Origin of the sequence: Nocardioides ginsengisegetis, from assembly GCF_014138045.1 — a bacterium.
Classification (GTDB): domain Bacteria; phylum Actinomycetota; class Actinomycetes; order Propionibacteriales; family Nocardioidaceae; genus Nocardioides; species Nocardioides ginsengisegetis.
Genome location: NZ_JACGXA010000001.1, coordinates 3,515,437 through 3,541,084, shown reverse-complemented (window position 1 = coordinate 3,541,084; position 25,648 = coordinate 3,515,437). Strand labels below are relative to the sequence as shown.

Below are 25,648 nucleotides of genomic sequence, written 5' to 3'. Positions count from 1 at the left end.
GACGAGCCCGGGTCTGCGGCGTGTCGGGACGCGTTCCGCAGCGAGTGATCCATGACACGCGTCCATAAATCTGACTCGAACACTAAAGTCGACTAGCATTCCCGACATTGACGAGAAACGCCCCGACTCGCGGGGCGGGAAAGAGATGGCATGAACAACACGATCAAGGCTGCCGCGGCCATTGCGACCGTCGGGGTGCTGGCCTTGTCGGGGTGCTCCAGTGACTCCTCTGCCAGCGACGCGAACACGCTCAACGTGGTCGGATACTCCGTCCTCGAATCGGCCAACTCCGGCGTCATCGACGCCTTCAACAAGACTGCCGACGGCAAGGACGTCGACATCAAGGGTTCCTACGGCGCCTCCGGCGACCAGGCCCGTGCTGTCATCGCCGGTGCCGACGCTGACGAGGTTCACCTCTCCCTCGAGCCCGACGTGACCAAGCTGGTCGACGAGGGCATCGTGGCCGACGACTGGAAGGACAACGACACCCAGGGCATCTGCACGCAGTCGCTCGTGGTGATGGTCGTGAAGTCGGGCAACCCGAAGCACATCGACAGCTGGGACGACCTGGTCAAGCCCGGCATCGGTATCGTGACCCCCAACCCGGCCTCGTCCGGCTCCGCCAAGTGGAACCTCCTCGCGGCGTACGGCTCGGTCCTCGCCGACGGCGGCTCCGACGCGGACGCCGAGGACTACATGAAGAAGTTCTTCGGCAACATCGCCGCCCTCCCGGACAGCGGCCGTGACGCCACCACCGCGTTCACCAGCGGCACCGGCGACGTGCTGCTCTCCTACGAGAACGAGGCGATCCTCGCCCGCCAGAACGGCACCGACTTCGACTACGTCATCCCGGACTCCTCGCTGCTGATCCAGAACCCCTGCGCGGTCACCAAGGACGCGGCGCCGGCGGCCGAGAAGTTCCTGGAGTTCCAGAAGAGCGACGAGGGCCAGAAGCTGTACGCCGAGACCGGCTACCGCCCGCTCGTCGACGTCCCCGGCCTGAACGTCGAGGGCGCCAACGACCCGGCCGACCCGTTCCCGAACCCGGCCAAGCTGCTCACCATCGACGACAACTTCGGTGGCTGGGACGAGGCCAACACGAAGTTCTTCGACGAGAACGACGGCATCATCACCAAGATCCAGGCGGAAGCGAACCAGTAATGACGACCACTGCTCCTGTCGCAGGAGCTGTGGGGGGCCGGTCGGCGCGCAAGCGCCGATCGGCCTCGTCCGGTTCCTCGCTGTCCGCGGTGTCGGGGCTCGGCCTCGGCGTCGCCATGATCTGGTTCAGCCTCCTGGTCCTCATCCCCCTCGCCGCCGTGGTCGTCAAGGCCTCCGGCGGCGGCTGGGAGACGTTCCAGGACGCCGTGACCAACAAGCAGACCCTGGCCGCGCTGCGGCTGACGGTCTTCACGTCCCTCGGTGTGACCGCGTTGAACATGGTCATGGGAACGATCATCGCCTGGGTGCTGGTTCGTGATCGTTTTCCCGGCAAGGCCATCCTCGACCTGGTCATCGACATCCCGTTCGCGCTGCCGACGATCGTCGCCGGCCTCGTGCTGCTCTCGCTCTACGGCCCGGGCAGCCCGGTCGGCGTGCACGCCAGCAACACGCGGGTGGCGGTGTTCCTCGCCATCGCCTTCGTGACGCTGCCGTTCGTCGTCCGCACGGTGCAGCCGGTGCTGGAGGAGATGGAGACCGACGTCGAGGACGCCGCGGCGTCGCTCGGCGCGAGCCGCTTCACCACCTTCCGCCGGGTCGTGCTCCCGACGCTCGTGCCGGCGATCTTCGCCGGGGCTGCCCTGTCGTTCGCCCGCGGCATCAGCGAGTACGGCTCGCTGGTCCTGCTGAGCGGCAACCTGCCCTACCGCACGGAGGTCACCTCGGTGCGGATGCTGTCCTACCTCGAGGGTGGCGACACGGCCTCCGCGGCCGCCGTCGCGACCATCCTGCTCGTGGTGGCGCTGCTGGCGATCGTCACGCTCGACGTGATCCAGAGGAGGGTGGCGCGCCGTGGCTAGCTCCGCAGTCAAGAACGAGTCCCTGCTGGTGAAGTGGGGCCTGCGCCTGCTCGTGGTCGGCTACCTCTTCTTCCTGGTCGCCTGGCCCACCTCGCTGGTGGCGAAGGAGACCTTCGCCCACGGCACCCAGGGCATCCGCGAGGCGCTGGCCGATCCCGACGTCGTGCACGCGCTGCAGCTCACGGGCCAGGTCGCCGTCGCGGCGGTCCTGATCAACCTGGTGTTCGGCGTGGGCATGTCCCTGCTGCTCGTCCGGTTCAACTTCCCGGGCAAGCGCGTCCTGTCGGCGCTGATCGACGTACCCCTGTCGGTCTCGCCGGTCGTGGTGGGCCTGGCGCTCGTGCTGGTCTACAACGGCCGGTTCGGCTGGTTCGGCCCGACCCTGGAGGCCAACGGCCTGCAGGTGATCTTCGCCAAGCCCGGCATGATCATGGCGACCTGCTTCGTGGCCCTGCCGCTGGTGATCCGCGAGGTCGTGCCCGTGCTCGAGGAGATGGGTGACGACCAGGAACAGGCCGCGCGCAGCCTCGGTGCCGACGCGTGGCAGACGTTCCGCCGGATCACCCTGCCCGGCATCAAGTGGGCGATCGTCTACGGCGTCGTGCTCAGCCTGGCCCGGTCCCTCGGTGAGTTCGGCGCGGTGAAGGTCGTCGCCGGCAACATCGGCGGCGAGACCCAGGTCGCGACCGTCCTCGTCCAGCAGAAGTACCAGAACTTCCAGCAGGAGACGGCCTACTCGATGTCGTTCATGCTCGCCTTCGCGGCGGTGCTGTGCCTCATCGTGGTCGCCCTGCTGCGTCCGAAGGAGGACAAGAAATGAGTATCGACGTCTCCGGCGTCTCGAAGCGCTTCGGCGACTTCGTCGCCCTCGATGACGTGTCGGTGTCCCTGCCGACCGGCCAGCTGACCGCCCTGCTCGGGCCGTCGGGTGGCGGCAAGTCCACCCTGCTCCGGATCATCGCCGGCCTCGACAGCGCCGACGAGGGGTCGGTCAGCATCGAGGGCACCGACGCCACGAAGCTGCCGCCCCAGAAGCGCAACGTGGGCTTCGTGTTCCAGCACTACGCAGTCTTCAAGCACATGACCGTGGCCAAGAACGTCGCGTTCGGCCTCGAGATCCGCAAGCGGCCCAAGGCCGAGATCGCCGCGAAGGTCGACGAGCTGCTCCGGCTCGTCCACCTCCAGCAGTTCGCCCACCGGCTGCCCTCGCAGCTCTCGGGCGGCCAGCGTCAGCGGATGGCGCTCGCGCGCGCCCTCGCCGTGGAGCCGAAGGTGCTGCTCCTCGACGAGCCGTTCGGTGCGCTCGACGCCAAGGTCCGCAAGGAGCTGCGCGACTGGCTGCGCCGCCTGCACGACGAGGTGCACGTGACGACGGTGTTCGTGACCCACGACCAGGAGGAGGCCCTCGAGGTCGCCGACGAGATCGTGGTGATCAACGACGGGCGCGTGGAGCAGGTGGGCACCCCCGACGAGCTGTACGACGCCCCCGCGAGCGACTTCGTCATGTCGTTCCTCGGCGAGGTCACGACGCTCGGCGGCGTACTGCTCCGTCCGCACGACATCACCGTGTCGCTGGCGCCCACCCTCGCGGGTGCCGTGCCCGGCCGGGTGACGCGGGTGCTCCGCGTCGGCTTCGAGGTGCGGGTGACCGTCACCGCCGAGGACGGCTCGGACATCACCGTCGTGATGACCCGGACCCACGCCCGCTCGCTCGGGATCGACGAAGGCGTCCAGGTCTGGCTGACCCCGGAGAACGGCGCCCTCACCGTGCCGGTCATGAAGAAGCGGACCGACGGCTCGCTCCTGGAGTCCGCCGTCTGACCGCGAGAGGGCACTCTCCGGCACCCTGAACGGGGTGAGAGGGCACTTCGAGGCAGTACCACTGCCTCGAAGTGCCCTCTCGCGCGTCTGGGAGTGCCTCCAAGTGCCGCGTCAGCGGTAGTTGGTGAACTGCACCGCGAAGTCGAGGTCCTGGCCCTTGACCAGCGCCTGGACGGCCTGGAGGTCGTCGCGCTTCTTGGAGGAGATCCGGAGCTCGTCGCCCTGGATCTGCGCCTTGACGCCCTTGGGGCCCTCGTCGCGGATCAGCTTGGAGATCTTCTTGGCGTCCTCGGAGGTGATCCCCTCCTTGAGGGTGATCGAGATCTTGCTGACCTGGCCGGACTGGCGCGGCTCGGAGGCGTCGAGGATCTTCAGGCTCTGGTTGCGCTTGATCAGCTTGTCCTTGAAGACGTCGAGGACGGCGGTCGCGCGGTCGTCGGCCGACGCCTCGATCTCGACGCCGGTGTCGCCGGACCACTCGATCTTCGCGCCGGTGCCCTTGAAGTCGAAGCGGGTGGCGACCTCGCGGGCGGTCTGTCCGAGGGCGTTGTCGACCTCCTGGCGGTCGAGCTTGCTGACGATGTCGAACGACGAGTCGGCCATGGTGTCTCCTCCTGCTGCGGGGCCCGCCGGGGGTCCCGGCGGTTTTCGTCTGGCGATGTGGCTGCGCTATTGTTTCGCCTTGCTGCCGACCGGCCAAACGCCGGTGGCGCGGCACCCCAGGCAGGTTGCCCGAGCGGCCAATGGGAGCGGACTGTAAATCCGTCGGCTTTGCCTTCGAAGGTTCGAATCCTTCACCTGCCACGAACGCCCCCGGTCTCCACCGACCGGGGGCGTTCTTCGTCTGAGCTGTGGAGTTGTGTGGTGCGGTGCCGGGGAGGCAGCCCCGCCGCCGTGGCTACTTGCCGTGGGGGCAGCTGACCCAGGTGACGACGTAGCCGTCGGGACAGCGCTTGGTGCTGGTCACGAGGCCGCCGTGGCGGCGGATGTCGACGACGCAGGAGCACAGCTCGCCGGAGGCGACGGTGACGGTGTGCCAGGTCATTGTCCGCTCCGACCCAGCAGCTGGACGCGCTCGCCGTTGAGGAGCTTGCCGCGGAGCGGGTGCTCGTCGCGGGTCTTGGTGACGTTGAACCACCCGTCCCAGTACATCGAGTCGGGACCCGGCATGCCCGGACCGGACGCGAGGCGGACGTAGCCGACCTCCTTGTCCTGGTCGAGCACGCACGCGCCGTCGGTGATCGGGGAGCCGAAGGCGTCGCGCAGGAAGTGCTCGTGCTGGTGGTGGTACTGCTGCTGCGGCTGCTGGTCGATGCTCATCTGGCTCCCCTCCCGGAGTCGTGGTTTCGATGTCGGGATGATGCTCGTCGGGGCCGCCCCCAAACCGGTCTGTCGCCCACGTCACGCGGTGCCCCCGGAGGTGACCGGATGACGGGTGGAACGCCGCGTTCGGGTCCGGCATCCGGCGCGGGGAGCCGGGCCCGGCTCAGTGGCTCAGTGGCCCGGCGCTGGGTCCGGCACGGGGACCGGTGAGGTGCGGTCGGGGTGCAGGCGCCTGTCGATGCCACAGGTTCGGCTCGAGGTGCTCGTGCAGGAGCTCACGAGTCTGACGTCCAGGGGCTCGACCTGGTTGCGCGCGTGCACCACGGCCACGGTGCCGAGCGAGAGCGCAACGGCGAGGGTGCCGATCGTCGTCCGCATGTCGAAGATCATCGGGGCTCCCTCCCGGAGTGTTGCTCAGGACCAGAGCCTGCGCACCACGCGCCCTGCGCAAACCGCCCTGTCGTCGACGTCACGGCGTCCGGCCGGTGGTGTGCGCATGTCGGGGACAGCACTGCGGGCGAGTCCGGGATCCGGCGTCGCTGGGGAAGGTCGGCGCAACGCAACTGCCCGGCACCCCTCGGGGAGAGGAGCGCCGGGCAGTGGTGTGCGCGAGGGTGCCTAGGGTGCGGAGACCGTCTTGCCCGCGTTGGGCCCATCGGCCCACACGTTGCCGCTCCACTGGTTGCCGGCGCCGTTCGGGTTGTACGCCGTCGCCGTTCCGTACGAACCACCGTTCGGCCAGAGCTGCGTGGAGAACCGGTTGTTGGTGACCACGACGTCGTGCGTCGGCCCGAAGTCGTTGGTGCGGTTCCAACCGGCGTAGATCGAGTACCCGCCTCCGGCGACGAGGTTGTTGTCGATCGTCACGTTGTGAATCGGACCGAAGTCCTGGAAGAAGGAGATCGCGTCGGTCTGGTTCTCGTTGTTGAAGATCGTGTTGTGCCGGACGACGAAGGAGTCGTTGGGGCCCATGCCGTTGTTGGTGAAGCCGTTGGTGTGGTCACCGGAGCGGTAGACGGGGTCGTGGATGTAGGAGTCGACCAGGGCGCCGTTGGTGAGCTGGACGGCGGTGGAGTAGTCCCTGATGTTGACGCGCCGGACCGTGACCTGCCCGTCGCCGTAGACGTCCTTGATCCCGCAGTAGACGGTGCCGTCCATCGTGATGTCCTGGATGACGACGCCGGTCGAGTGGCGGACCGGGATCGTGAAGTAGCCGCCGGTCGCGTGGATCAGGGACTTCTCCACCGTCACGTTGTTGGCGGCGATGTCGATGCAACCGGTGACCTCGATGCCGCTGAGGACCGTGCCCGGGTCGGTGACCATGATGCAGCCGTAGTCCGCGCGCCAGTACCAACCGGGGCCGCTCGACACCTGGGCGGGGACCTGGCGGAGCGTGGTCCCGGCAGGGACGCCGGTGCTCGAGGCGTCAGGGTAGGAACCGGTCGTGGGGGTCGGGGTCTGAGTCGGCGCCGGAGATTGTGTCGGGGTGGGGGTCTGGGTCGGGGTCGGCGACTGCGTGGGCGTGGGGCTCTGCGTCGGGGTCGGCGACTGGGTCGGCGTGGGGCTCTGCGTCGGGGTCGGCGTGGGGCTGGACGGGGTCGAGCCGGACTGCGACTGGATCATCGCGGAGAGCTCGTTGAAGCGGCAGTCGCTGTACTCGAGGATCTGCTTGTTGGTGACCGACCCTCCTGTCGGCTTCACGCAGGCCGTCGAGGCACCGGCGCTGGTCGATCCCGTGGCCGCATGCACCACGGCGAAGGTCCCGAGGGTGAACACGGCCGTGCCGGCGATGGTCTTGAGGATCTTGCTCATGCCAGGGCCCCCTGTGACGGGACGCTCGTGCCGACATTGCCGGGCGCCCCCCAGGCGTCCGTGCGCGTGCGTTCGTGGTGGTGGTCGTTGCGCTGCAGCTCGATGTTCATGTGGCTCCCTCCCAGGAGTCTTGACGGAGCCCAGAGCCTGCGCGTGAGGGCACGTGGCCAAACCGCCCTGTAGCCCAGATCACCGTGTCGCGGGCGTTGGGTGCGGATGCCGGGACAGCGACCCCCCGATCAGTCCGACATCCGGCGGTACGGTGGTCCGACGTCGAAGCCGCCGCCGACCGGAAGGCCACGCCATGACCCCGTCAGCAGCCCCGTCAGAGCCCTGGTGGAAGTCCGCCGTGGTCTACCAGATCTATCCGCGCAGCTTCGCCGACAGCAACGGCGACGGCATCGGTGACCTGCCCGGAATCACGGCCCACCTCGACCACCTCACGGCGCTCGGCATCGACGTGGTGTGGCTGTCCCCGGTCTACCCCTCGCCGCAGGACGACAACGGCTACGACATCTCCGACTACGAGGACGTCGACCCGGTGTTCGGCTCGCTGGCCGACCTCGACCACCTGCTGGCCGAGCTGCACGCGCGGGGCATGAAGCTGGTGATGGACCTGGTCGTCAACCACACCTCCGACGAGCACCCGTGGTTCGTCGAGTCCCGCTCGTCGCGGGACGACCCCAAGCGGGACTGGTACTGGTGGCGGCCACCAGCGGCCGACGGCGGCCCGCCCAACAACTGGGGATCGTTCTTCTCCGGCTCCGCCTGGGAGCGCGACGAGGCGACCGGCGACTACTTCCTGCACCTGTTCAGCCGCAAGCAGCCCGACCTCAACTGGGAGAACCCGGAGGTGCGGCAGGCGGTCTACGCGATGATGCGCTGGTGGCTGGACCGCGGGGTCGACGGGTTCCGCATGGACGTCATCAACATGATCTCCAAGGACCCAGCGCTGCCCGACGGCCCGCAAGCCGCGGGGGCGCCGTACGGCGACGGCGGTCAGAGCTTCCTCAACGGGCCGCGCATCCACGAGTTCATCCAGGAGATGCACGCCGAGGTCTTCGAGGGCCGTGACGCCGAGCTGATCACCGTCGGCGAGATGCCGGCGGTCACCGTCGAGCACGCGGTCCTGTTCACCGACCCCGAGCGGCGTGAGCTCGACATGGTCTTCCAGTTCGAGCACGTGGGCCTCGACCACGGACCGGATGGCAAGTGGGACGTGCGCACCCTCGACCTCCGCGACCTCAAGCGGTCGCTCGGGCGCTGGCAGGAGGCGCTGGCCGAGCGCGGGTGGAACAGCCTCTACTGGAACAACCACGACCAGCCGCGCATCGTGTCGCGCTTCGGCGACGACGGCGCGCACCGGACGGCCTCGGCCACGATGCTCGGGACCGTGCTGCACCTGCACCGGGGGACGCCGTACGTCTACCAGGGCGAGGAGCTCGGCATGGCCAACGTCGGCTTCGAGCGCGTGGACCAGCTGCGCGACATCGAGTCGCTCAACCACCACGCGCACGCCGTCGCCGGCGGCGCGGACCCCGTTGCGGTGATGTCCGCCATCGCCGCGATGGGGCGCGACAACGCGCGGACCCCGATGCAGTGGGACGCCGGACCCCACGGTGGCTTCACGACCGGTACGCCGTGGATCGACGTCAACCCGGACCACGAGACCGTCAACGCGGCCGCCCAGGTCGGTGTGGAGGGCTCGGTCTTCGAGCACTACCGGCGGCTGGTCGCGTTGCGGCACGACGAGCCGGTCGTGGCTCTCGGCGACTTCACGATGCTGCTCCCGGACCATCCGACGGTCTATGCGTTCACCCGCCGCCTCGGCGACGACGAGCTGCTGGTGCTGGGCAACTTCTCCGGCATGCAGGTCGAGCTGCCCGAGGAGGTGGTCGAGCCGGACGCCGCGCTGCTGCTGGGCAACCTCACGGGTGACGTCGACCCGGCGGTGCTGCGGCCGTGGGAGGCGCGGGTGCTGCGCCGCGCCGTCACTGGACGACGCTGAGCGCCCCCGCCACCAGGAACCCCGCGACGGTGAACAGGCCGACGGCCCGGCCACCGTGCTGGTGCGCCTCCGGGGTCATCGAGTCGGCGAGCATCATGAGGACGGCGCCGCCGGCGAAGGCCTCGGCCGGGGCGGCGATGCCGGTCAGGTGCCCGGCCAGCGCGTTCCCGAGCAGCGACGCGATCCCGCAGGCGGCGGTGAGCCCCGTCCACATCCAGAAGATCCGTTGCTGCGTGGTGCCGGACGCCTCGAGGCTGGTCGTGCCGGCCAGGCCCTGAGGCACGTTGGAGACGAAGATCGCCGCGAGGAAGGCCAGGCTCAGCGACCCGCCCAGCGCGAGCGTCAGGCCGAGGATGAAGGCCTCGGGGATGCCGTCGAGGAGCGCCCCGAGGAACATCGCCGCGCCGCTGCCCTCGTCGGCCTGCTCGGACGACGGCTTGATGCGCTGCCGGTGCTCGCCCCCGCGGGAGTCGATCAGCAGGTCGCCGAGGTAGTACGCCGCTGCGCCGCCGACGAACCCGAGCACCGGGGCGATCCCGTGCCGCAGGCTCTCCTGCGGGACGAGCTGGTAGGCGACCGCACTCAGCAGCGTGCCCGCGCCGAAGCCCATCAGGAGGCCCACGGCCCGGGTCCGGTGTCCGAGCGGCTTCGCGAGGGCCTGGCCGACATAGAGCGATGCCGACGAGAACGCGCCCCAGAACAGGGCCATCCACATGGTCAGTCCTCCCCGTCGGCACTGCTCGTGTAGAAGCCGGAGCTCTTGCGCGACAGGATCTCGCGCCTCTCCTCGGGGCTGAGCGCCTCGACCTGTGCCACGACGTCGGCGGGGAAGCCGCTCACCTCCGGCGCGTCGGCGAGGGGGACGAGCGTGGTGACCACGCGGTCGTCGTACACGTGGAGCACGTTGACCGACTGGTGCCCGTCGACGCCGGACACGAAGCGGTCCACGGGCGCCGGGTCGGAGGTGTAGCAGGTCGCCGAGGCCACGGAGACCGGGATCCCGGCGAAGGTGGAGTAGGACGAGAAGTGGAAGTGGCCGCCGAGGATGCCCCGTACGTCGGCGCCCTCGAGCACCGCCGCCAGCCGGTCCTGGTCGAGGAGCTCGATGATCTCGGCGGCGCGCAGCATCGGCACCGGGATCGGCGGGTGGTGCAGCGCGAGCAGGGTGCCGTGCGGCGCCGGTGTGCTGAGCACGTCGGCCAGCCAGGTGAGCTGCTCGTCGGTGATCTCGCCGTGGTGGTAGTCGGGGACGCTCGTGTCGAGGGCGACGATCCGCAGCCCGTCGACGTCGTGGACCCGGTCCTGGGGACGCTCGGCGCCGTCGGGGCCGGCATCCTCGTCGAACAGCGCCCGGGCGTAGGGCGCCCGTTCGTCGTGGTTGCCCATCACCCAGACGACCTGCGCCCCCATCGCGGCCGCGGCCGGCTCGACGACCTCACGCAGTCGGGCGTACGCCGCCGGCTCGGCCTTGTCGGCGAGGTCCCCGGTGAACACGAGGGCCTGTGGCGGCGGGTCGACGTGGGACAGCCGGGTCAGGGCCCGCTGCAGGCCGGCGACGGTGTCGATGACGCCGTACTGGAGCCGGTCGGCGAGCAGGTGCGGGTCGCTGAGGTGGGCGACGACGTGGTGCGGCGCGGGGTACTGGCCGAGCTGGACGGGCACGACGCCCAACCTAGCGAGGTCAGGCGCGCTCGAGCAGGAAGACGGGGATCAGGCGGTCGGTGCGGGCCTCGTACTTCGCGTAGTTGGGCCAGGAGCGCAGCATGACCTGCCACATCCGGGCCCGCTCCGCGCCCTCGAGCTCGCGCCAGCGGACGGTGGTGGTGCGGCCGCCGATGGTGATCTCGGCGGTCTCGGTGGCACGCAGGTTGCCCACCCACAGGGGCATCTTCGGACCGCCGAAGTAGGAGCCGGCGATCAGCCACTTGCCGTCGTGGGGGACGCACAGCAGCGGCGTCGAGCGCGGGATGCCGCTCTTGCGCCCGGGCACGGTCAGCGTCAGGTTGGGCAGTCCCGCGACGTCGAGCAGGCTCACCCGCCCCTTCGTGACGCGCTGGAGCGTCGTGTCGACGGTGACCACCTGGGGGAGGAGCTTCGGCATCCAGGAGAGCGCCCCGATGCGGACGGCGAGGGGAGTCAGCAGGCCCATGGGCCAGATCCTACTGACAGCGAGAACGTGTTCTACCGGGCGGGTTCGATCCGCCCGGTGACCTCGCCCAGCGCGATCCGGCCGCCGGACGTGCCGGGGGCGGTGTAGCGGAGCACGACCTCGTCGCCGTCCTCGAGGAACGTGTGGCCTCCGGCGAACGGCTCGGTCCCGCCCCAGCTCAGCTCGAGGAAGGAGCCGCGCTGGTCGCGGTCGGGGCCGCTGATCGTGCCCGAGCCGTAGAGGTCGCCGGTGCGCAGCGAGGCGCCGTTGACCGTGATGTGAGCCAGCATCTGCGCCGGGGACCAGTACATCGAGCGGTACGGCGGGCGGCTGACCACCTCGCCGTTGAGCTCGATCTCGACGTCGATGTCCAGCCCGCGCGCGGTGTCGGGGGACAGGTAGTCCAGCGGCCGCGGGTCCTGGCCGGGCAGGTCGACCCAGGCGGCGTCCAGCGCCTCGACGGGCGTCACCCACTGGCTGATCGAGGTCGCGAAGGACTTGCCCAGGAACGGCCCGAGCGGGACGTACTCCCAGGCCTGGATGTCGCGCGCGGACCAGTCATTGAGCCCGACGACCCCGAAGACGTGGTCGGCGAACGCGTCGACCTCCACCCGGTCGCCCATGGCCGTCGGCGTGCCGACGACGAAGCCGAGCTCGGCCTCGATGTCGAGGCGGCGGCTGGGGCCGTAGGTGGGGGTGTCCTCGGTCGGGGCCTTCCGCTGCCCGCACGGCCGGACCACGGGGGTGCCCGAGGCGACGACGGTGCCGGAGCGCCCGTGGTAGCCGACGGGCAGGTGCCGCCAGTTGGGAAGCAACGGCTCCTGGTCGGGGCGGAAGATCCGGCCGACGTTGGAGGCGTGGTCGAGGGAGGCGTAGAAGTCGACGTAGTCGGCGACCTCGATCGCGAGGTGCATCGTCACGTCCGCGAGCGGCACGAGGTGCGGCTCGACCAGGTCGCGCTCGGTCTCGTCGGTGAGCAGCCCGGTCAGCCAGCGGCGCACCGAGGTGCGGACCGCGCGACCCTCGGCCATCAGGGCGTTGAGCGAGGACTCCTGGAAGACGTGGTGCACGTCGAGCATCTCGGCGGCCGCGACCGGGGCGAGGTCCAGGACCCGGTCGCCGATCCGGACGCCGACGCGCGGGTCCTCGCCGGGTCGCGAGAACACGCCCCACGGCAGGTTGTCGACATCGAAGAGGGAGCCGGCGGCGCCCTCGACCCAGGTGGCGGTGCTCATGACTGGTCCTCCAGGAGTCCGAGGGCGATCAGGTCGTCGAGCGGCTCGGTGACGCTGCACGACCCGAAGGAGGTGAACCAGCGCCGTGCGCCGGCGAGGTCCTCCTCGCGGGCGGCCGCAGCGAGGGTCGCGCCGTCGCGCTCCTCCAGCGTCGCGACGACGTCGTCGAGCCCGGCGCCGTCGAAGGCGCGGCGGGTCGCGAGCAGCACGTTGAGGAAGCCGTGGTGCTCGAAGCCGCCGTCCGCTGCCGGGCCGGTGTGCCGCACCGCGTTGTGCAGCCCGGCGGTGCACTTGAACGGTGTCTCACGGTCCAGCGCGGCGTCGATCCAGCGGGCAAGGGCGTGCGCAGCGGGGAAGAGGTGGGCCTCGAGGCCGCCGGTCCGGAACTTCAGCCGCATTTCGCGCTCGGCTGCCACGTCCGCGGCCGCCAGCCACGTGGCCGTCGACCCTGCGTGCGGCAGCTCCAGGAAGACCGGGGTGTCGTCGTCCATCAGGCCCTCGTCGCGGGCCGCGTCGACCGCGGCCACCACGCGACGGGCGTTGCCGGGCAGGTCGTCGAGGTCCCGCAGCGCGATCTCCAGCCCCACGACCCGGTGGTCGTGCTTGCCGGCAAGCCGCAGGGCGCCCGCGATCGCACCGGCGCCGCCGGTCACCACGACCGACACCGGGATCTCGACGGGCTCGACCACCGAGGCGCCGACCTCGGGGAGCCTCACGTCGGTGACCACGAACGACGCCACGAACGGTGCCGACCAGTGCCCGCGGCGATCGACGTACGCCGCCACGGCGTCGGCGAGGGGTGTCTCGGCGGGCGGGAAGATGGCCGCGTCGTCGACCAGTCCGGCCCAGGCGGGTTCCAGAGTGGAGGTCACGCGGCTACTCTAACCAGCAGGCAGATAGCGGACGAATCGTTCGATTATCGGACAACTGGCGAACAGGCAGACTGGCACCATGGCGCACTACCGGCAGGTCGGCGAGGTCCCCCCCAAGCGGCACACACAGTTCCGCGACCCCGAGGGACGGCTCTACTACGAGGAGCTGATGGGGGAGGAGGGCTTCTCCTCCGACTCCTCGCTGCTCTACCACCGGGGCGTGCCGTCGGCGATCGTCGGCGCGGACGTGTGGGAGCTGCCCGACCAGACCCGCACCCCCAACCATCCCCTCAAGCCGCGCCACCTCACGTTGCACACCCTCGAGACCGAGCCCGACGCGGTGACCGGTCGGCGGCTGGTGCTCGCCAACAACGACGTCCGGATCGCCTACGTCGTGACGGGCACCGACGCCTCCCCGCTCTACCGCAACGCGATCGGCGACGAGTGCGTGTACGTCGAGACCGGCAGCGGCACCGTCGAGACGGTGTTCGGCACGCTGGCCTACCGCCAGGGCGACTACGTCATGGTGCCGCGCGCGACCACCCACCGCTGGGTCCCGGCCGAGCCGAGCAGGCTCTATGCCGTGGAGGCCAACAGCCACATCGCCCCGCCCAAGCGCTACCTCTCCCGCTACGGACAGCTGCTCGAGCACGCGCCCTACTGCGAGCGCGACCTGCACGGGCCCGTGGGGCCGCTGCTCGCCGAGGATCCCGACGCCACCGACGTCGAGGTGCTGGTCAAGCACCGCACCGCGGCGGGCATCGTCGGCACCCGGATGACCTACGCGACCCATCCCTTCGACGTGGTCGGCTGGGACGGCTGCCTCTACCCCTACACGTTCAACATCGACGACTACATGCCGATCACGGGCAAGATCCACCAGCCGCCGCCGGTCCACCAGGTCTTCGAGGGCCACAACTTCGTGATCTGCAACTTCCTGCCCCGCAAGGTCGACTACCACCCGCTGGCGGTGCCGGTGCCCTACTACCACTCCAACGTCGACAGCGACGAGGTCATGTTCTACGTCGGCGGCGACTACGAGGCGCGCAAGGGCTCGGGCATCAACATCGGCTCGATCTCGCTGCACCCGGGCGGCCACGCCCACGGTCCGCAGCCCGCCGCGATCGAGGCGTCGCTGGGCGCCGAGTACTTCGACGAGTCGGCCGTCATGGTCGACACCTTCGCCCCGCTCGACCTCGGTGAGGCCGGCGTCGCGGCCGAGGACCCGGCGTACGCCTGGACGTGGGCGGGCCGTGGCCCGGAGGGTGGCGACAACCCGGCGGTGTTCAGCAACAGCTGAGCTGGCTCCCCGGCGCATCGGTTGTTGACCACGGGGTAAGGATGGGGGCATGAGCCGAAAGCCGCCGAGCCAGGACATCGACGAGTCTGAGCTGGAGGTCGAGGGCTCGGCCCATGCGGCCGCGGGGGTGACCGCGGTCGCGGTCAGCATGAAGAGGGCACTCGAGCAGATGGGCCCCGTCCGCACGGCGCAGACACTGCTGAAGCTCAACCAGGTCGACGGGTTCGACTGCCAGGGCTGCGCCTGGCCCGATCCCGACCCGGAGCACCGGCACACCGCGGAGTTCTGCGAGAACGGCGCCAAGGCGGTCACCGAGGAGGCCACCCTGAGGCGGGTGGACGCGGACTTCTTCCGGGAGCACTCGCTGGAGGAGCTCGCAGGCAAGACCGACTACTGGCTGGGCCAGCAGGGTCGGATCACCGAGCCGATGGTCAAGCGCGTCAACGCCACTCACTACGAGCCCATTACGTGGGACGGCGCCTTCGAGCTGATCGGGCGGCACCTCAACGGCCTGACGAGCCCGGACGAGGCGGTGTTCTACACCTCCGGCAAGACCTCCAACGAGGCCGCCTTCGCCTACCAGCTGTTCGCCCGCGCGTTCGGAACCAACAACCTGCCGGACTGCTCCAACATGTGCCACGAATCGACGTCGGTGGGTCTCGCCGAGGTGATCGGGATCGGCAAGGCGTCCGTGACCCTGGAGGACGTCCACAACGCCGAGCTGATCATCATCGCCGGGCAGAACCCCGGCACCAACCACCCACGGATGCTGACCGCCCTGGAGATCGCAAAGAAGAACGGCGCGAAGATCATCGCCGTGAACCCGCTCAAGGAGGCGGGGCTGGTCCGCTTCAAGAACCCGCAGAAAGCCAAGGGCGTCGTCGGGCACGGCACCGAGATGGCCGACCTGCACCTGCCCGTCCGGATCAACGGAGACCTGGCACTCTTCCAGGCCCTCTCGGCGCTGCTGCTGGAGGGTGGCCACCTCGACCGGGACTTCATCGACCAGCACACCTACGGCTTCGAGGCCTGGGCCGACCACCTGCGCGCCCTGGACTGGGACCTGGTCCTGCGCTCCACCGGCCTGACCCGTGCCGTGATCGAGGAGGCCGCCCGCATGCTGGCCGCCTCCAGCAAGACAGTGATCTGCTGGGCGATGGGGATCACCCAGCACCGCAACGGCGTCGCGACCGTCAAGGAGATCTCCAACCTCGCCTTCCTGCAGGGCAACATCGGCAAGCCCGGTGCCGGCCTGTTCCCGGTGCGCGGCCACTCCAACGTCCAGGGCGACCGCACGATGGGGATCTGGGAACGGCCGCCCGGCCACTTCCTCGACTCGCTGCGCGACGAGTTCGGCTTCGAGCCGCCGCGCGAGCACGGCTTCGACGCCGTGGCCGCCGTCAAGGCGTTCCGCGACGGGAGGGCGAAGGTCTTCTTCGGCATGGGGGGCAACTTCGTCTCGGCCATGTCCGACACCGCCGTCACCGAGGACGCCCTGCGTCAGGCCGACCTCACCGTGCACGTCTCCACGAAGCCCAACCGCTCCCACGTCGTCACTGGGCGCGAGGCGTTGATCCTGCCGGCCCTGGGCCGAAGCGAGAAGGACCTCACCGGCGGTCGGTCGCAACGGGTCACGGTCGAGGACTCGGTGTGCTCGGTGCACGCCTCGCAGGGACCGCTGAAGCCGGCGTCGAAGCAGCTCAAGTCCGAGGTGGACATCATCTGCTCGATGGCGCTGGCCACCCTCGGGGACCGCCATGACCTGCCGTGGCGGTCGTTCCGCGACGACTACACCGAGATCCGGCGCCGGATCGCTCGCGTCGTGCCCGGCTGTGCGGGGTACGACGAGAAGGTCGACCAGCCTGGTGGGTTCGTGCTTCCGCACCCCCCGCGAGACAGCCGCACGTTCCCCACGGAGAAGGACAGGGCGATCTTCACGGTCAGCCCGACCGAGGTGCTGCACGTGCCCGAGGGCCGACTGCTGCTGCAGACGATGCGCTCGCACGACCAGTTCAACACCACGATCTACGGCCTTGACGACCGCTATCGCGGCATCAAGAACGGCCGCCGGGTGGTCTTCGTCAATCCCGACGACATCGTGGCGCTGGGTCTGGAGGACGGCCAGATGGTCGACATCGTCAGCGAGTGGCAGGACGGCACCGAGCGCATGGCGCCGAAGTTCCGGGTGGTCTCCTACGACACCCCGCGCGGCTGCACCGGCGCCTACTACCCCGAGGCGAACGCGTTGGTGCCCCTCGACTCCAAGGCCGAGGGCAGCAACCAGCCGGCGTTCAAGTCCGTGGTCGTGCGGCTCGAGCCGCACGCCGCCGAGCTGCCGGCCGTGGGGCGCGCCGAGGTGGAGGAGCCGGAGGCGTCCGAGGAGGGTCGTGGCGATGAGGAGAAGCGCCATGTCGAGCCGGACCACCTGAGCTGACCCGCGCCACAATGGAGCCGTGAGCAACCTCGAGGACGACCCGGACGAGCTCAGCTGCGCGAGCGGCTCTCCCCATGGCGTCCAGATACTGACGCCGCGCGAGGTGCCGCTGGGCGGTCCCCGTGCCATGCACGTACGCCGGACCCTGCCCCAGCGCGACCGCTCCCTGATCGGCGCGTGGTGCTTCGTGGACCACTACGGTCCCGACGACGTGACCGACCGCGCGGGGATGAGCGTCGCGCCGCACCCGCACACCGGGCTGCAGACCGTGAGCTGGCTGTTCGCCGGCGAGATCGAGCACCGCGACAGCGCCGGCAACCACGCGCTGGTCCGTCCCGGCGAGGTCAACCTGATGACCGCCGGGCGTGGGATCAGCCACTCGGAGGTGTCGACCCCGGACACGACCGAGCTGCACGGCGCCCAGCTGTGGGTGGCCCTCCCCGACGGTGACCGGGACACCGAGCCCGGCTTCGCCCACCACGCACCGGAGCCCGTGTCGGGGGACCGGTGGGAGGCGCGGGTGTTCCTCGGCTCGCTGCTGGGCGACACGTCGCCGGTGCCGACCTACACGCCGTTGCTGGGTGCGGAGATCCTGCTGGAGCCGGGCGGGAGCGTCGACCTCGAGGTCGACGAGGCCTTCGAGCACGGCGTGCTGGTCGACACCGGCGTCGTCGAGGTGGCCGGCGTCGAGGTCAAGCAGCACGACCTGGCCTACGTGCCGCCGGGGCGCACCCGCCTCACCCTCGCCGCCCGCGAGCAGCCCGCCCGGGTCCTGCTCCTCGGCGGGCCACCGTTCGGCGAGTCCATCGTGATGTGGTGGAACTTCGTGGGCCGCACCCACGAGGAGATCGCGGGCTTCCGGCAGGAGTGGCAGGACCAGCTCACCCGCGACGGCCGCGTGGTCCCGGACTCCCAGGAGATGGCCGACGGCCGGTTCGGGATCGTGGTGGGCGACCACCTGCCCCCGATCCCCGCGCCCGAGCTCCCGAACGCGCGGCTGAAGGAACGTCGCTGACCGAGGTTCAGGCCTTCTTGGCGGGCTTGGGCTTCTTCACCTTGGGCGGGAGCGTCGCGACGTGCTCACGCGCACGTTCGACCCATGCGCTCGCCTGCTCGTCGGTGAACGAGGTGGGCAGCGAGAGGTAGCCGCCCATCGGGCGCTCCGCGGGGCCGAAGGGCCCGCTGCCCTCGATGCCGCGGAGTTCCTCGAGCGACTCGGGGTCGAGCTTCACGCCGATGTTCGGGCTGAACAGCCCGGCGAACATGTTGCCGTTGACGAACGCGCCGAGGCTGCCGAACATGGGCTTCACCTCGACGCCCGGGCCCTCGGGCACGAGGTCACGGAAGCGTGCCTTGTCCTCGTCGGTGTGCCTGGGCATCTTCATGTCCGGATCCTTCCACTCCCGGCCGTCCTCGCAAGGCCGGCGCTGTCATCGGTCCTGGTCACCCTCAGTGGTCACCACATGGTCACATTGGTCCGTTGTGCCGGCCGATCACCGGCAGGACAGTGGGTCCATGACCGACGAGCACGACTTCAGCGGCCTCAAGGCCACCTACCTCAACTGCACCCTGAAGAAGAGCCCCGAGCTCAGCCACACCGAGGGCCTGGTCGACGCCAGCGCCGCCATCATGTTCAAGCAGGGCGTCACGGTGGAGGTGATCCGGCCGGTCGACCACGACATCGCGACCGGCGTCTATCCCGACATGCGTGAGCACGGCTGGGCGACGGACGCCTGGCCCGACATCTATCCGCAGATCCTCGACAGCGACATCCTGGTGGTCGCGGGCCCGATCTGGCTGGGGGACAACTCGAGCATCACCAAGAAGGTGATCGAGCGGCTCTACGCGCTGAGCGGGATGCTCAACGACAAGGGCCAGTACCTCTTCTACGGGCGCGTCGCCGGCTGCCTCATCACCGGCAACGAGGACGGCATCAAGCACTGCGCCCAGAACGTCCTCTACAGCCTCCAGCACATCGGCTACACGATCCCGCCGAACGCCGACGCCGGCTGGATCGGCGAGGCCGGCCCGGGACCGTCGTACCTCGACCCCGGCAGCGGCGGGCCCGAGAACGACTTCACCAACCGCAACACAACCTTCATGACGTGGAACCTCATGCACCTGGCCAAGATGCTCAAGGACGCCGGCGGCGTGCCGGGCTACGGGAACCAGCGCTCCGAGTGGAACGCCGGCACCCGCTTCGGCTGGGAGAACCCGGAGTACCGCAGCTGACCGCGGCACGCGTCGCTCAGGCTGCGGCGAGCGGGCGGCGGCCGGTGTAGGCCACGAGGCGCTCCATGGGGGAGGCGTCCGCGGCGGCGTCGACCTCGTCGGCGAAGGCGCCGCCGGCCCGGGCGCCCGGGACGACCTGCTCGGCGAGGCCGAGGACATAGGTCGCCAGCTCGTCCGAGACGGCCAGCTTCTGGCCGGTCGCCTGGGCGAAGTCCCACGCGTGCAGCAGGAACTCCAGCGACAGGATGTTCACGGCCAGGGCGGCCGGGAAGTCGTTGCCGCCCGGGCCGGGTACGACGCCCTCGAGGCCGCGGGCGCGCCACGCGCTGATCGCCTGCTCCGCCATCACCGCGACCCGGTTCTCCAGCGAGCCCTCGTCGGGGTTCACGACCTCGGCGCCGACCATCCGGCCGAGGCCGGTGAGCGAGCCGAAGAGGTGCTCGGCCAGCGCATGGCAGTCGTACTCGGAGCACGGCGTGGCCTTGGTGCGGTCCTCGTTGGTGAGGTTGCGCAGCACCGGCTGGAGCACGGCCAGCGTGGCCTCGGCGGCGACGAGCTGGTCGAGGTTCGCGGGGGCGGCGGCCCACTCGTCGGCACCGGCGTCGCCGGTGGCGGCGGCCTGCTCGAGGCGGCCGAGGAAGTGGTTCCAGCCCTCGGCGTGGCCCACCTCCTGCTCGGCGGTGAGGCCCTCGTGGACCAGCGTCACCGACGTGCCGCCCTCGCTCGGCTCGAGGGTGATCGTCACGGTCGAGGAGTCGCCGGGGAGGTCGGCGCTGCCGTCCCAGCCCCAGCCGAACACGACCCGCTTGCCGGGCTCGAGCTCGCGGTAGGTGCCGGTCGCGATGTGGCCGGGGGTCACGGTCCAGCGGTAGTCGCCGCCGACCCGGAGGTCGACGACGGCCGACACGGTCTGCCAGCGGCGCAGGCGCTCGGGCTGGGTGACCAGGGCGAAGGCCTCGTCGATGTCGACGGGCAGCTGGACGGTCTTGGCGAACGTCATCGTTCGTTCCTTTGCGGGTTGGGGTGCACGGCGTGGGCGTCGGCGACGAGCAGGTCGAGCTCGTCGGTCCAGAAGCGGTCGATCTCGGCCTGGAGCTGACGCAGTCCGGACGGGCGGACGCGGTAGATCCGCTGCCGCCCGACCTTCTCCGCGTCCACCAGCCCCACCTCGGCCAGCAGCAGCAGGTGCTGGCTGATGGCCGACCGGGTGACGGTGAACTCTGCGGCGATCTCGCTCACGGTGAGCGGGTGCGACGCCAGGATCTGCAGGATGCGTCGCCGGGTCGGCTCGGCGGCTGCGGAGAGGGCGTCGGTCACGCGTAATACGTTAGTCGCGACTAACGCATTGTGCAAACGAGCGGCGTCGGAGGGGTTTGCTTGGATGAGGACATGAGCAGCGGACCCGTGACGGGCGAGGACGGCATCGCCCGCTGTCCCTGGGGCGCGACGCCCGGGGTCATGCAGGACTACCACGACACCGAGTGGGGGATGCCCGTCAGCGGCGACACCGCGATCTTCGAGCGGCTGACCCTCGAGGCGTTCCAGTCGGGGCTCTCGTGGTCCACGATCCTCAACAAGCGCGACAACTTCCGGGCCGCCTTCGACGGGTTCGACCCCGAGATCGTGGCGGCCTACGGCGCCGACAAGGTCGCCGCGCTGATGGCCGACGCCGGCATCGTGCGCAACCGGCTCAAGGTGGACGCGACCATCGTCAACGCCCGGGCCCTCCTGGCGCTGGACGGCTCCCTGGAGGAGCTCGTCCGCGCGTTCGCGCCCGCGGTGCAGCCCGCCCCACGCACCACCGGCGAGCTGCCGGGCAGGTCGCCGGAGTCCCTGGCCCTGTCGAAGGCCCTCAAGAAGCAGGGCTTCACGTTCGTCGGCCCGACGACGATGTACGCGCTCATGGAGGCCATCGGCATCGTCGACACCCACCTGGTGGGCTGCCACCGCCGGGGAGCGGGGACAATGGCGGGGTGAGCGACCCCGCGGCCCCGCAGCCGCCACGCCGGCGGCACCTGATGGACCCCAACGCGCCGCGTCCGGCCCCCCGCCCCTCCTCGGGGATGAGCATGGGGCAGGTCCAGCGCTGGGTGATGTCCGTGCTGGCGGTCACCACGATCGGCCACCTCTCGGCAGGCCTGGTCGTCGCGGCGATCTACCTCGACACCACGCGCCCCGGTGCGCAGGTCGGCGTGGACGTGATCGCCGGGATCATCGGCGTGCTCGGCGTCGCGGCCGGCTTCCTGATCCACCAGAAGAGCCCGCTCCGGCCGTGGCTGCTGCTCGGGCTGATCCCCGCGCTGGTCGGGCTCTTCTTCATCCTCTGACCCGGGTCGTGCTGCCCAGGGAGCGCTCCGGCGCACCCTCAGCAGCACGACCCAGCGAGGTCAGGCGAGGGCGGCGGCTTCCGCTGCGAGCCGCTCGATCCGCGCCCAGTCCTCGGCGGCCACGGCGTCCGCCGGGGTCAGCCAGGAGCCGCCGACGCAGCCCACGTTGGGCAGCGCGAGGTACGACGGTGCCGTCGCGGCCGTGATCCCGCCGGTCGGGCAGAAGCGGGCGGCCGGCACCGGCGACGCGATCGACTTCAGGAACGCCGCACCCCCCGATGCCTCCGCGGGGAAGAACTTCAGCTCCGTGAGGCCCGCCTCGAGCGCGCCGAGCACCTCCGAGACGGTGGCCGTGCCGGGCAGGAACGGCAGCCCCGTCTCGAGCATCGCGCCCAGCAGGGCCGGGGTCGTCCCGGGCGAGACGAGGAACTGTGCGCCCGCGTCGAGCGCCTCCTTGGCCTGGCCCGGCGTGACGATCGTGCCCGCGCCGACCAGGATCTCCGGCACCTCGTCGGCGATCGCACGGATCGCCTCCAGGGCGACGGGGGTCCGCAGGGTCAGCTCGATGACGGGCAGCCCGCCCGCGACGAGGGCGCGAGCGATCGGGACGGCGTCGGCGAGCCGGTCCACGACGACGACCGGCACCACCGGCACGACGTCGAGCAGCGAGCGCACAGTGTTCTCAGGCGTGCTGGACAAGGGGCACCTCCTGCTGCGGCACGGCCACGCCGGGGAAGACGCTGGCGCCGGTGTCGGCGGTGCCGACCGTGGCCCGGAACGCCGCGAAGAGCTCGCGACCGGTGCCGGCCCAGTCGGCTCCCTGCGGAGCGCCACCCGTCGCCTCCCGCGCGGCGAGCTCGGCCCGCTCCACGTGGACGTCGAGCAGACCGGTCTCGGCGTCGACCGTGACCAGGTCGCCGTCGTGGATGCGGGCGAGCGCGCCGCCGAGGGCGGCCTCGGGTGTGACGTGGATGGCGGCCGGAACCTTGCCCGAGGCGCCGGACATCCGGCCGTCGGTCACCAGGGCGACGTGCTGCCCGCGGTCCTGGAGTACGCCGAGGGCCGGGGTCAGCTTGTGCAGCTCGGGCATGCCGTTGGCGGCCGGGCCCTGGTAGCGGATCACGGCCACGAAGTCGCGGCCGTCGAGCGCTCCGTCGCCGAAGGCGGCCAGGAAGTCGTCCTGGTGGTCGAAGACCACGGCCGGGGCGGTGACCGAGCGGTGCTCCGGCTTGACCGCCGAGGTCTTGATGACCGCCCGGCCCAGCGGACCGGACAGCATCCGCAGCCCGCCGTCGGGGGCGAACGGGTCGTCGGCGGGGCGCAGCACGTCGAGGTCGAGGGACGCCTTGGGCCCCTCCTCCCACGTGAGCTCGCTGCCGCGCAGCCGCGGCTCGGTCGTGTATCGCCAGAGGCCGTGCCCGGCGATGGTCCGGACGTCCTCGTGCAGGAGCCCGGCGCGCAGGAGCGTGTGCACCAGGAAGCCGATCCCGCCCGCCGCCTGGAAGTGGTTCACGTCGGCCTGGCCGTTGGGGTAGATCCGGCACAGCGACGGGACCACGGCCGACAGGTCGGACAGGTCGTCCCAGGTCAGCACGATGCCGGCGGCGCGGGCGATCGCGACCAGGTGCATCGTGTGGTTGGTCGAGCCACCGCTCGCGAGCAGCGCCACGCAGGCGTTGACGATCGCCTTCTCGTCGACGATCTCGCCGATCGGCGTCGACTCGCCGCCCTGCGGCGTGATCGCGGTGACGCGCTCACCGGCCGCCCTCGTCAGCGCCTCGCGCAGTGGGGTGCCGGGGTTCACGAACGAGGAGCCGGGCAGGTGCAGCCCCAGCACCTCCATGATCAGCTGGTTGGAGTTGGCCGTGCCGTAGAACGTGCACGTGCCGGCCGAGTGGTACGACGCCGCCTCGGCCTCGAGCAGCTCGTCGCGGCCGACCTTGCCCTCGGCGTACAGCTGGCGGATCCGGGCCTTCTCGCCGTTGGGCAGGCCGGAGGTCATCGGTCCCGCCGGGACGAAGACGGTGGGCAGGTGGCCGAAGGACAGGGCGCCGATCAGCAGCCCGGGCACGATCTTGTCGCAGACGCCGAGCATCAGGGCGCCGTCGAACATGTCGTGGCTGAGGGCGATCGCCGTCGACATCGCGATCACGTCGCGGCTGTAGAGCGAGAGCTGCATGCCGTCGCGGCCCTGGGTGATGCCGTCGCACATGGCGGGCACGCCGCCGGCGAACTGCGCGATGCCGCCGGCGCGGATCACCGACTTCTTCAGCACCGCGGGGAAGGCCTCGAACGGCTGGTGCGCCGAGAGCATGTCGTTGTAGGCGGACACGATCGCGACGTTGGGCTTGGTGCGGCCGCGCAGCGCCTGCTTCGCCGGGGCGTCGGAGGCTGCGAAGCCGTGCGCGAGGTTGGCGCAGGCCAGACGGCCGCGGGCGGGACCGCGGTCCGCGGCCTGCCGGATCCGGTCGAGGTAGGCGGTCCGGGTCGGCGCGCTGCGCTCGACGATCCGGGTGGTCACCTCGGCGAGGGTGGGGTGGAGCTGGCTCATTGGTCGGACTCCTGCCAGGAACGGCCGTCGCGCTCGAGGAGAGTCGCGGCGGCGGTGGGCCCGCTCGTGCCGGCGGGGTAGCGCTTGGGCCGGTCGGGCGAGGTCGCCCAGCGGGTGAGGATCGGTTGGACCCACGTCCACGCGGCCTCGACCTCGTCGCGGCGCATGAACAGGGTGGGGTTGCCCTTGATGACGTCCATGAGCAGCCGCTCGTAGGCGTCGGGGCTGCGCTGCTCGAAGGTCGTGGCGTAGCTCAGGTCGAGCGAGACCGGCCGCAGCCGGATCCCGCCCGGGCCGGGCTCCTTGGCCGTCAGGTGCAGGCGCATGCCCTCGTCGGGCTGGATGTGGATGTGCAGCCGGTTGGGCTCGGTGGTGCCCTCGCTGTGGGGGAACATCGCGTGCGGCGGCGGCTTGAAGACGACCACGATCTCCGAGGCCCGGCGGTCCATCCGCTTGCCGGTGCGCAGGTAGAACGGCACGCCGGCCCAGCGCCAGTTCTGCACCTCGGTGCGGAGCGCGACGAAGGTCTCGGTGCGGCTGCCCGGCGCGCCCTCGGGGCCGAGGTCGTCGGCGTACGACGGCACCGCGACCCCGTCGACGAGCCCGGCGGTGTAGCGGCCGCGGACGGTGTCGTGGTCGACGCCCTCGGCGGTCATCGGCTTGAGGGCCTGGAGGACCTTGAGCTTCTCGTCGCGGACCGTCTCGCGGCCGATGTGCGACGGGGGCTCCATGGCGACCAGGCAGAGCAGCTGCAGGAGGTGGTTCTGGACCATGTCGCGCAGGGCGCCGGCGTGGTCGTAGTAGCCCCCGCGCTCCCCGACACCGAGCTCCTCGGCAACGGTGATCTGCACGTGGTCGACCCAGTGGGAGTTCCACATGGGCTCGAGGAAGGTGTTGGCGAAGCGGGTGACGAGGAGGTTCTGGACGCTCTCCTTGCCGAGGTAGTGGTCGATCCGGAAGATCTGCGACTCGGCGAAGACGCGGCCGACGGCGTCGTTGACGGCACGCGCGGAGGCGACGTCGTGGCCGATCGGCTTCTCGAGCACCACGCGCGCGGCGTCGTTGACGGCCCCGATCGCCTCGAGGTTGTCGCAGATGGCGCCGAAGAGGGACGGGGCCACCGCGAGGTAGAAGACACGGGCGGCGGTCTCGTGGTCGGGACGGTCCTTGAGCAGCGCGTGCAGCCGGTGCCACTCGTCGGGCTCGTGGGCGTCGAGGGTCAGGTGGTGGAGCCGCGCCAGGAGGCGGTCCACCGCGGGGTCGGTGAGGTCCTCGGGGGCGACGTGCGTCGTCAGGGCGGCGCGCACCTCGGCGCGGTAGCCGTCGTCGTCGAGCTCGGCGCGGGACACGCCGACGATCCGGGTGTCCGCGGGCAGCTGGCCCTCGAGGTCGCGCAGGTAGAGGGCCGGCAGCAGCTTGCGCAGCGCGAGGTCTCCGGTCCCGCCGAACACGGTGAAGTCGCACGCGGAGGGGATCGCGTGCGGGGTGGCGGTCTGGTCCATGCGTCCACCGTCTCAGGAAGTTTGGATCGTTACAAGCACTACTAAGGTTTTTTTGAGATCA

The 25,648-nt window shown here is 70.6% G+C and carries 27 protein-coding genes and 1 tRNA gene; 12 read left to right on the top strand and 16 right to left on the bottom strand.

Annotated features, from left to right (window positions below):
- Window positions 1-150: 150 nt before the first annotated feature.
- The 4 genes from FB382_RS17115 to FB382_RS17100 all read left to right on the top strand — a co-directional run bounded on the left by FB382_RS17115 (window position 151) and on the right by FB382_RS17100 (window position 3,842).
- On the top strand, window positions 151-1,161 hold the full coding sequence (locus FB382_RS17115; protein ID WP_182540915.1) for a sulfate ABC transporter substrate-binding protein: 1,011 nt from the start codon (window positions 151-153) through the stop codon (window positions 1,159-1,161).
- An 89-nt stretch (window positions 1,162-1,250) separates the two neighbouring features.
- Complete coding sequence (gene cysT / locus FB382_RS17110; RefSeq protein WP_343055651.1) at window positions 1,251-2,021, top strand: sulfate ABC transporter permease subunit CysT; 771 nt, start codon at window positions 1,251-1,253, stop codon at window positions 2,019-2,021.
- Window positions 2,014-2,841, top strand: a complete 828-nt coding sequence (locus FB382_RS17105) for a sulfate ABC transporter permease subunit (RefSeq protein WP_343055650.1) — start codon at window positions 2,014-2,016, stop codon at window positions 2,839-2,841. The genes cysT and FB382_RS17105 overlap by 8 nt, the downstream gene beginning before the upstream one ends.
- Entirely contained in the window at window positions 2,838-3,842 is a 1,005-nt protein-coding gene (locus tag FB382_RS17100) for a sulfate/molybdate ABC transporter ATP-binding protein (RefSeq protein ID WP_182540913.1), read from the top strand. Before FB382_RS17105 ends, FB382_RS17100 begins: the two co-directional genes overlap by 4 nt.
- 111 nt (window positions 3,843-3,953) lie before the next feature.
- Here the strand turns inward: FB382_RS17100 and FB382_RS17095 are convergent, their stop codons facing one another.
- Window positions 3,954-4,445 (bottom strand): YajQ family cyclic di-GMP-binding protein, encoded by a 492-nt coding sequence (locus tag FB382_RS17095; RefSeq protein ID WP_125036576.1) that lies wholly within the window; start codon window positions 4,443-4,445, stop codon window positions 3,954-3,956.
- Window positions 4,446-4,564: 119 nt separating this feature from the next.
- Here FB382_RS17095 and FB382_RS17090 point away from each other — a divergent pair.
- Window positions 4,565-4,646, top strand: a tRNA-Tyr gene (locus FB382_RS17090).
- A gap of 94 nt (window positions 4,647-4,740) precedes the next feature.
- Here FB382_RS17090 and FB382_RS17085 read toward each other — a convergent pair.
- From FB382_RS17085 to FB382_RS17070, 4 genes are all read right to left on the bottom strand, one after another.
- Window positions 4,741-4,887: a hypothetical protein gene (locus tag FB382_RS17085; protein WP_182540912.1), complete on the bottom strand. Its 147-nt coding sequence runs from the start codon at window positions 4,885-4,887 to the stop codon at window positions 4,741-4,743.
- A complete protein-coding gene (locus FB382_RS17080; RefSeq protein ID WP_182540911.1) occupies window positions 4,884-5,162 on the bottom strand; it encodes a hypothetical protein in 279 nt (92 codons plus the stop codon). The genes FB382_RS17085 and FB382_RS17080 overlap by 4 nt, the downstream gene beginning before the upstream one ends.
- Before the next feature lie 174 nt (window positions 5,163-5,336).
- Complete coding sequence (locus FB382_RS17075) at window positions 5,337-5,555, bottom strand: hypothetical protein (RefSeq protein ID WP_182540910.1); 219 nt, start codon at window positions 5,553-5,555, stop codon at window positions 5,337-5,339.
- Window positions 5,556-5,783: 228 nt separating this feature from the next.
- Complete coding sequence (locus FB382_RS17070; RefSeq protein WP_182540909.1) at window positions 5,784-6,977, bottom strand: hypothetical protein; 1,194 nt, start codon at window positions 6,975-6,977, stop codon at window positions 5,784-5,786.
- A 304-nt stretch (window positions 6,978-7,281) separates the two neighbouring features.
- Here FB382_RS17070 and FB382_RS17065 point away from each other — a divergent pair, with 304 nt between their 5' ends.
- Entirely contained in the window at window positions 7,282-8,985 is a 1,704-nt protein-coding gene (locus FB382_RS17065; protein ID WP_182540908.1) for a glycoside hydrolase family 13 protein, read from the top strand.
- Here the strand turns inward: FB382_RS17065 and FB382_RS17060 are convergent.
- The 5 genes from FB382_RS17060 to FB382_RS17040 are packed head-to-tail and all read right to left on the bottom strand — an operon-like array spanning window position 8,969 to window position 13,241.
- Complete coding sequence (locus FB382_RS17060) at window positions 8,969-9,700, bottom strand: ZIP family metal transporter (RefSeq protein ID WP_182540907.1); 732 nt, start codon at window positions 9,698-9,700, stop codon at window positions 8,969-8,971. The genes FB382_RS17065 and FB382_RS17060 overlap by 17 nt on opposite strands.
- Before the next feature lie 2 nt (window positions 9,701-9,702).
- Entirely contained in the window at window positions 9,703-10,647 is a 945-nt protein-coding gene (locus tag FB382_RS17055; protein WP_182540906.1) for a metallophosphoesterase, read from the bottom strand.
- Between the two features lie 19 nt (window positions 10,648-10,666).
- Complete coding sequence (locus FB382_RS17050) at window positions 10,667-11,134, bottom strand: nitroreductase family deazaflavin-dependent oxidoreductase (RefSeq protein ID WP_182540905.1); 468 nt, start codon at window positions 11,132-11,134, stop codon at window positions 10,667-10,669.
- Window positions 11,135-11,166: 32 nt separating this feature from the next.
- Window positions 11,167-12,369, bottom strand: coding sequence for a fumarylacetoacetase (gene fahA / locus FB382_RS17045; protein ID WP_182540904.1), 1,203 nt, complete (start codon window positions 12,367-12,369; stop codon window positions 11,167-11,169).
- Window positions 12,366-13,241 carry a hypothetical protein gene (locus FB382_RS17040; RefSeq protein WP_343055649.1) on the bottom strand — a complete coding sequence of 292 codons (876 nt, stop codon included), beginning with the start codon at window positions 13,239-13,241 and terminating at the stop codon, window positions 12,366-12,368. The genes fahA and FB382_RS17040 overlap by 4 nt, the downstream gene beginning before the upstream one ends.
- A gap of 79 nt (window positions 13,242-13,320) precedes the next feature.
- Between FB382_RS17040 and FB382_RS17035 the strand changes: the two genes are divergently transcribed.
- The 3 genes from FB382_RS17035 to FB382_RS17025 are packed head-to-tail and all read left to right on the top strand — an operon-like array spanning window position 13,321 to window position 17,990.
- Window positions 13,321-14,541, top strand: coding sequence for a homogentisate 1,2-dioxygenase (locus tag FB382_RS17035; RefSeq protein WP_182540903.1), 1,221 nt, complete (start codon window positions 13,321-13,323; stop codon window positions 14,539-14,541).
- 49 nt (window positions 14,542-14,590) lie between these two features.
- Window positions 14,591-16,975: an FdhF/YdeP family oxidoreductase gene (locus FB382_RS17030; RefSeq protein ID WP_182540902.1), complete on the top strand. Its 2,385-nt coding sequence runs from the start codon at window positions 14,591-14,593 to the stop codon at window positions 16,973-16,975.
- Between the two features lie 19 nt (window positions 16,976-16,994).
- On the top strand, window positions 16,995-17,990 hold the full coding sequence (locus tag FB382_RS17025) for a pirin family protein (RefSeq protein ID WP_182540901.1): 996 nt from the start codon (window positions 16,995-16,997) through the stop codon (window positions 17,988-17,990).
- 7 nt (window positions 17,991-17,997) lie between these two features.
- On the opposite strand, the gene FB382_RS17020 is transcribed toward FB382_RS17025, so the two are convergent.
- The gene (locus FB382_RS17020; protein ID WP_182540900.1) at window positions 17,998-18,360 is read right to left on the bottom strand and encodes a TfoX/Sxy family protein; all 363 of its coding nucleotides are present in this window, start codon (window positions 18,358-18,360) and stop codon (window positions 17,998-18,000) included.
- 130 nt (window positions 18,361-18,490) lie between these two features.
- Between FB382_RS17020 and FB382_RS17015 the strand changes: the two genes are divergently transcribed.
- Window positions 18,491-19,207: a flavodoxin family protein gene (locus FB382_RS17015; RefSeq protein ID WP_182540899.1), complete on the top strand. Its 717-nt coding sequence runs from the start codon at window positions 18,491-18,493 to the stop codon at window positions 19,205-19,207.
- A 16-nt stretch (window positions 19,208-19,223) separates the two neighbouring features.
- Here the strand turns inward: FB382_RS17015 and FB382_RS17010 are convergent, their stop codons facing one another.
- Both FB382_RS17010 and FB382_RS17005 read right to left on the bottom strand, forming a co-directional pair.
- Window positions 19,224-20,207, bottom strand: a complete 984-nt coding sequence (locus FB382_RS17010) for a TIGR03086 family metal-binding protein (RefSeq protein WP_182540898.1) — start codon at window positions 20,205-20,207, stop codon at window positions 19,224-19,226.
- Window positions 20,204-20,524, bottom strand: coding sequence for a metalloregulator ArsR/SmtB family transcription factor (locus FB382_RS17005; RefSeq protein ID WP_182540897.1), 321 nt, complete (start codon window positions 20,522-20,524; stop codon window positions 20,204-20,206). The genes FB382_RS17010 and FB382_RS17005 overlap by 4 nt, the downstream gene beginning before the upstream one ends.
- Before the next feature lie 72 nt (window positions 20,525-20,596).
- On the opposite strand from FB382_RS17005, the gene FB382_RS17000 reads away from it, so the two are divergent.
- Window positions 20,597-21,184: a DNA-3-methyladenine glycosylase I gene (locus tag FB382_RS17000; RefSeq protein WP_182540896.1), complete on the top strand. Its 588-nt coding sequence runs from the start codon at window positions 20,597-20,599 to the stop codon at window positions 21,182-21,184.
- Complete coding sequence (locus FB382_RS16995) at window positions 21,181-21,534, top strand: hypothetical protein (protein WP_343055648.1); 354 nt, start codon at window positions 21,181-21,183, stop codon at window positions 21,532-21,534. The genes FB382_RS17000 and FB382_RS16995 overlap by 4 nt, the downstream gene beginning before the upstream one ends.
- A gap of 60 nt (window positions 21,535-21,594) precedes the next feature.
- On the opposite strand, the gene eda is transcribed toward FB382_RS16995, so the two are convergent.
- The 3 genes from eda to zwf are packed head-to-tail and all read right to left on the bottom strand — an operon-like array spanning window position 21,595 to window position 25,587.
- Window positions 21,595-22,233 (bottom strand): bifunctional 4-hydroxy-2-oxoglutarate aldolase/2-dehydro-3-deoxy-phosphogluconate aldolase, encoded by a 639-nt coding sequence (eda, locus tag FB382_RS16990; protein ID WP_182540895.1) that lies wholly within the window; start codon window positions 22,231-22,233, stop codon window positions 21,595-21,597.
- Window positions 22,217-24,085 carry a phosphogluconate dehydratase gene (edd, locus tag FB382_RS16985; RefSeq protein WP_182540894.1) on the bottom strand — a complete coding sequence of 623 codons (1,869 nt, stop codon included), beginning with the start codon at window positions 24,083-24,085 and terminating at the stop codon, window positions 22,217-22,219. Before edd ends, eda begins: the two co-directional genes overlap by 17 nt.
- Window positions 24,082-25,587, bottom strand: coding sequence for a glucose-6-phosphate dehydrogenase (gene zwf, locus FB382_RS16980; protein WP_182540893.1), 1,506 nt, complete (start codon window positions 25,585-25,587; stop codon window positions 24,082-24,084). The genes edd and zwf overlap by 4 nt, the downstream gene beginning before the upstream one ends.
- Window positions 25,588-25,648: the final 61 nt, after the last annotated feature.

Excerpts from the sequence above, each read along its gene's own strand:
- FB382_RS17115 (WP_182540915.1), top strand. The coding sequence starts at position 151 with ATGAACAACACGATCAAGGCTGCCGCGGCCATTGCGACCGTCGGGGTG.
- FB382_RS17100 (WP_182540913.1), top strand. The coding sequence starts at position 2,838 with ATGAGTATCGACGTCTCCGGCGTCTCGAAGCGCTTCGGCGACTTCGTC.
- FB382_RS17095 (WP_125036576.1), bottom strand. The coding sequence starts at position 4,445 with ATGGCCGACTCGTCGTTCGACATCGTCAGCAAGCTCGACCGCCAGGAG.
- FB382_RS17085 (WP_182540912.1), bottom strand. The coding sequence starts at position 4,887 with ATGACCTGGCACACCGTCACCGTCGCCTCCGGCGAGCTGTGCTCCTGC.
- FB382_RS17080 (WP_182540911.1), bottom strand. The coding sequence starts at position 5,162 with ATGAGCATCGACCAGCAGCCGCAGCAGCAGTACCACCACCAGCACGAG.
- FB382_RS17075 (WP_182540910.1), bottom strand. The coding sequence starts at position 5,555 with ATGATCTTCGACATGCGGACGACGATCGGCACCCTCGCCGTTGCGCTC.
- FB382_RS17070 (WP_182540909.1), bottom strand. The coding sequence starts at position 6,977 with ATGAGCAAGATCCTCAAGACCATCGCCGGCACGGCCGTGTTCACCCTC.
- FB382_RS17065 (WP_182540908.1), top strand. The coding sequence starts at position 7,282 with ATGACCCCGTCAGCAGCCCCGTCAGAGCCCTGGTGGAAGTCCGCCGTG.
- FB382_RS17060 (WP_182540907.1), bottom strand. The coding sequence starts at position 9,700 with ATGTGGATGGCCCTGTTCTGGGGCGCGTTCTCGTCGGCATCGCTCTAT.
- FB382_RS17050 (WP_182540905.1), bottom strand. The coding sequence starts at position 11,134 with ATGGGCCTGCTGACTCCCCTCGCCGTCCGCATCGGGGCGCTCTCCTGG.
- fahA (WP_182540904.1), bottom strand. The coding sequence starts at position 12,369 with ATGAGCACCGCCACCTGGGTCGAGGGCGCCGCCGGCTCCCTCTTCGAT.
- FB382_RS17035 (WP_182540903.1), top strand. The coding sequence starts at position 13,321 with ATGGCGCACTACCGGCAGGTCGGCGAGGTCCCCCCCAAGCGGCACACA.
- FB382_RS17030 (WP_182540902.1), top strand. The coding sequence starts at position 14,591 with ATGAGCCGAAAGCCGCCGAGCCAGGACATCGACGAGTCTGAGCTGGAG.
- FB382_RS17020 (WP_182540900.1), bottom strand. The coding sequence starts at position 18,360 with ATGAAGATGCCCAGGCACACCGACGAGGACAAGGCACGCTTCCGTGAC.
- FB382_RS17015 (WP_182540899.1), top strand. The coding sequence starts at position 18,491 with ATGACCGACGAGCACGACTTCAGCGGCCTCAAGGCCACCTACCTCAAC.
- FB382_RS17010 (WP_182540898.1), bottom strand. The coding sequence starts at position 20,207 with ATGACGTTCGCCAAGACCGTCCAGCTGCCCGTCGACATCGACGAGGCC.
- FB382_RS17000 (WP_182540896.1), top strand. The coding sequence starts at position 20,597 with ATGAGCAGCGGACCCGTGACGGGCGAGGACGGCATCGCCCGCTGTCCC.
- edd (WP_182540894.1), bottom strand. The coding sequence starts at position 24,085 with ATGAGCCAGCTCCACCCCACCCTCGCCGAGGTGACCACCCGGATCGTC.
- zwf (WP_182540893.1), bottom strand. The coding sequence starts at position 25,587 with ATGGACCAGACCGCCACCCCGCACGCGATCCCCTCCGCGTGCGACTTC.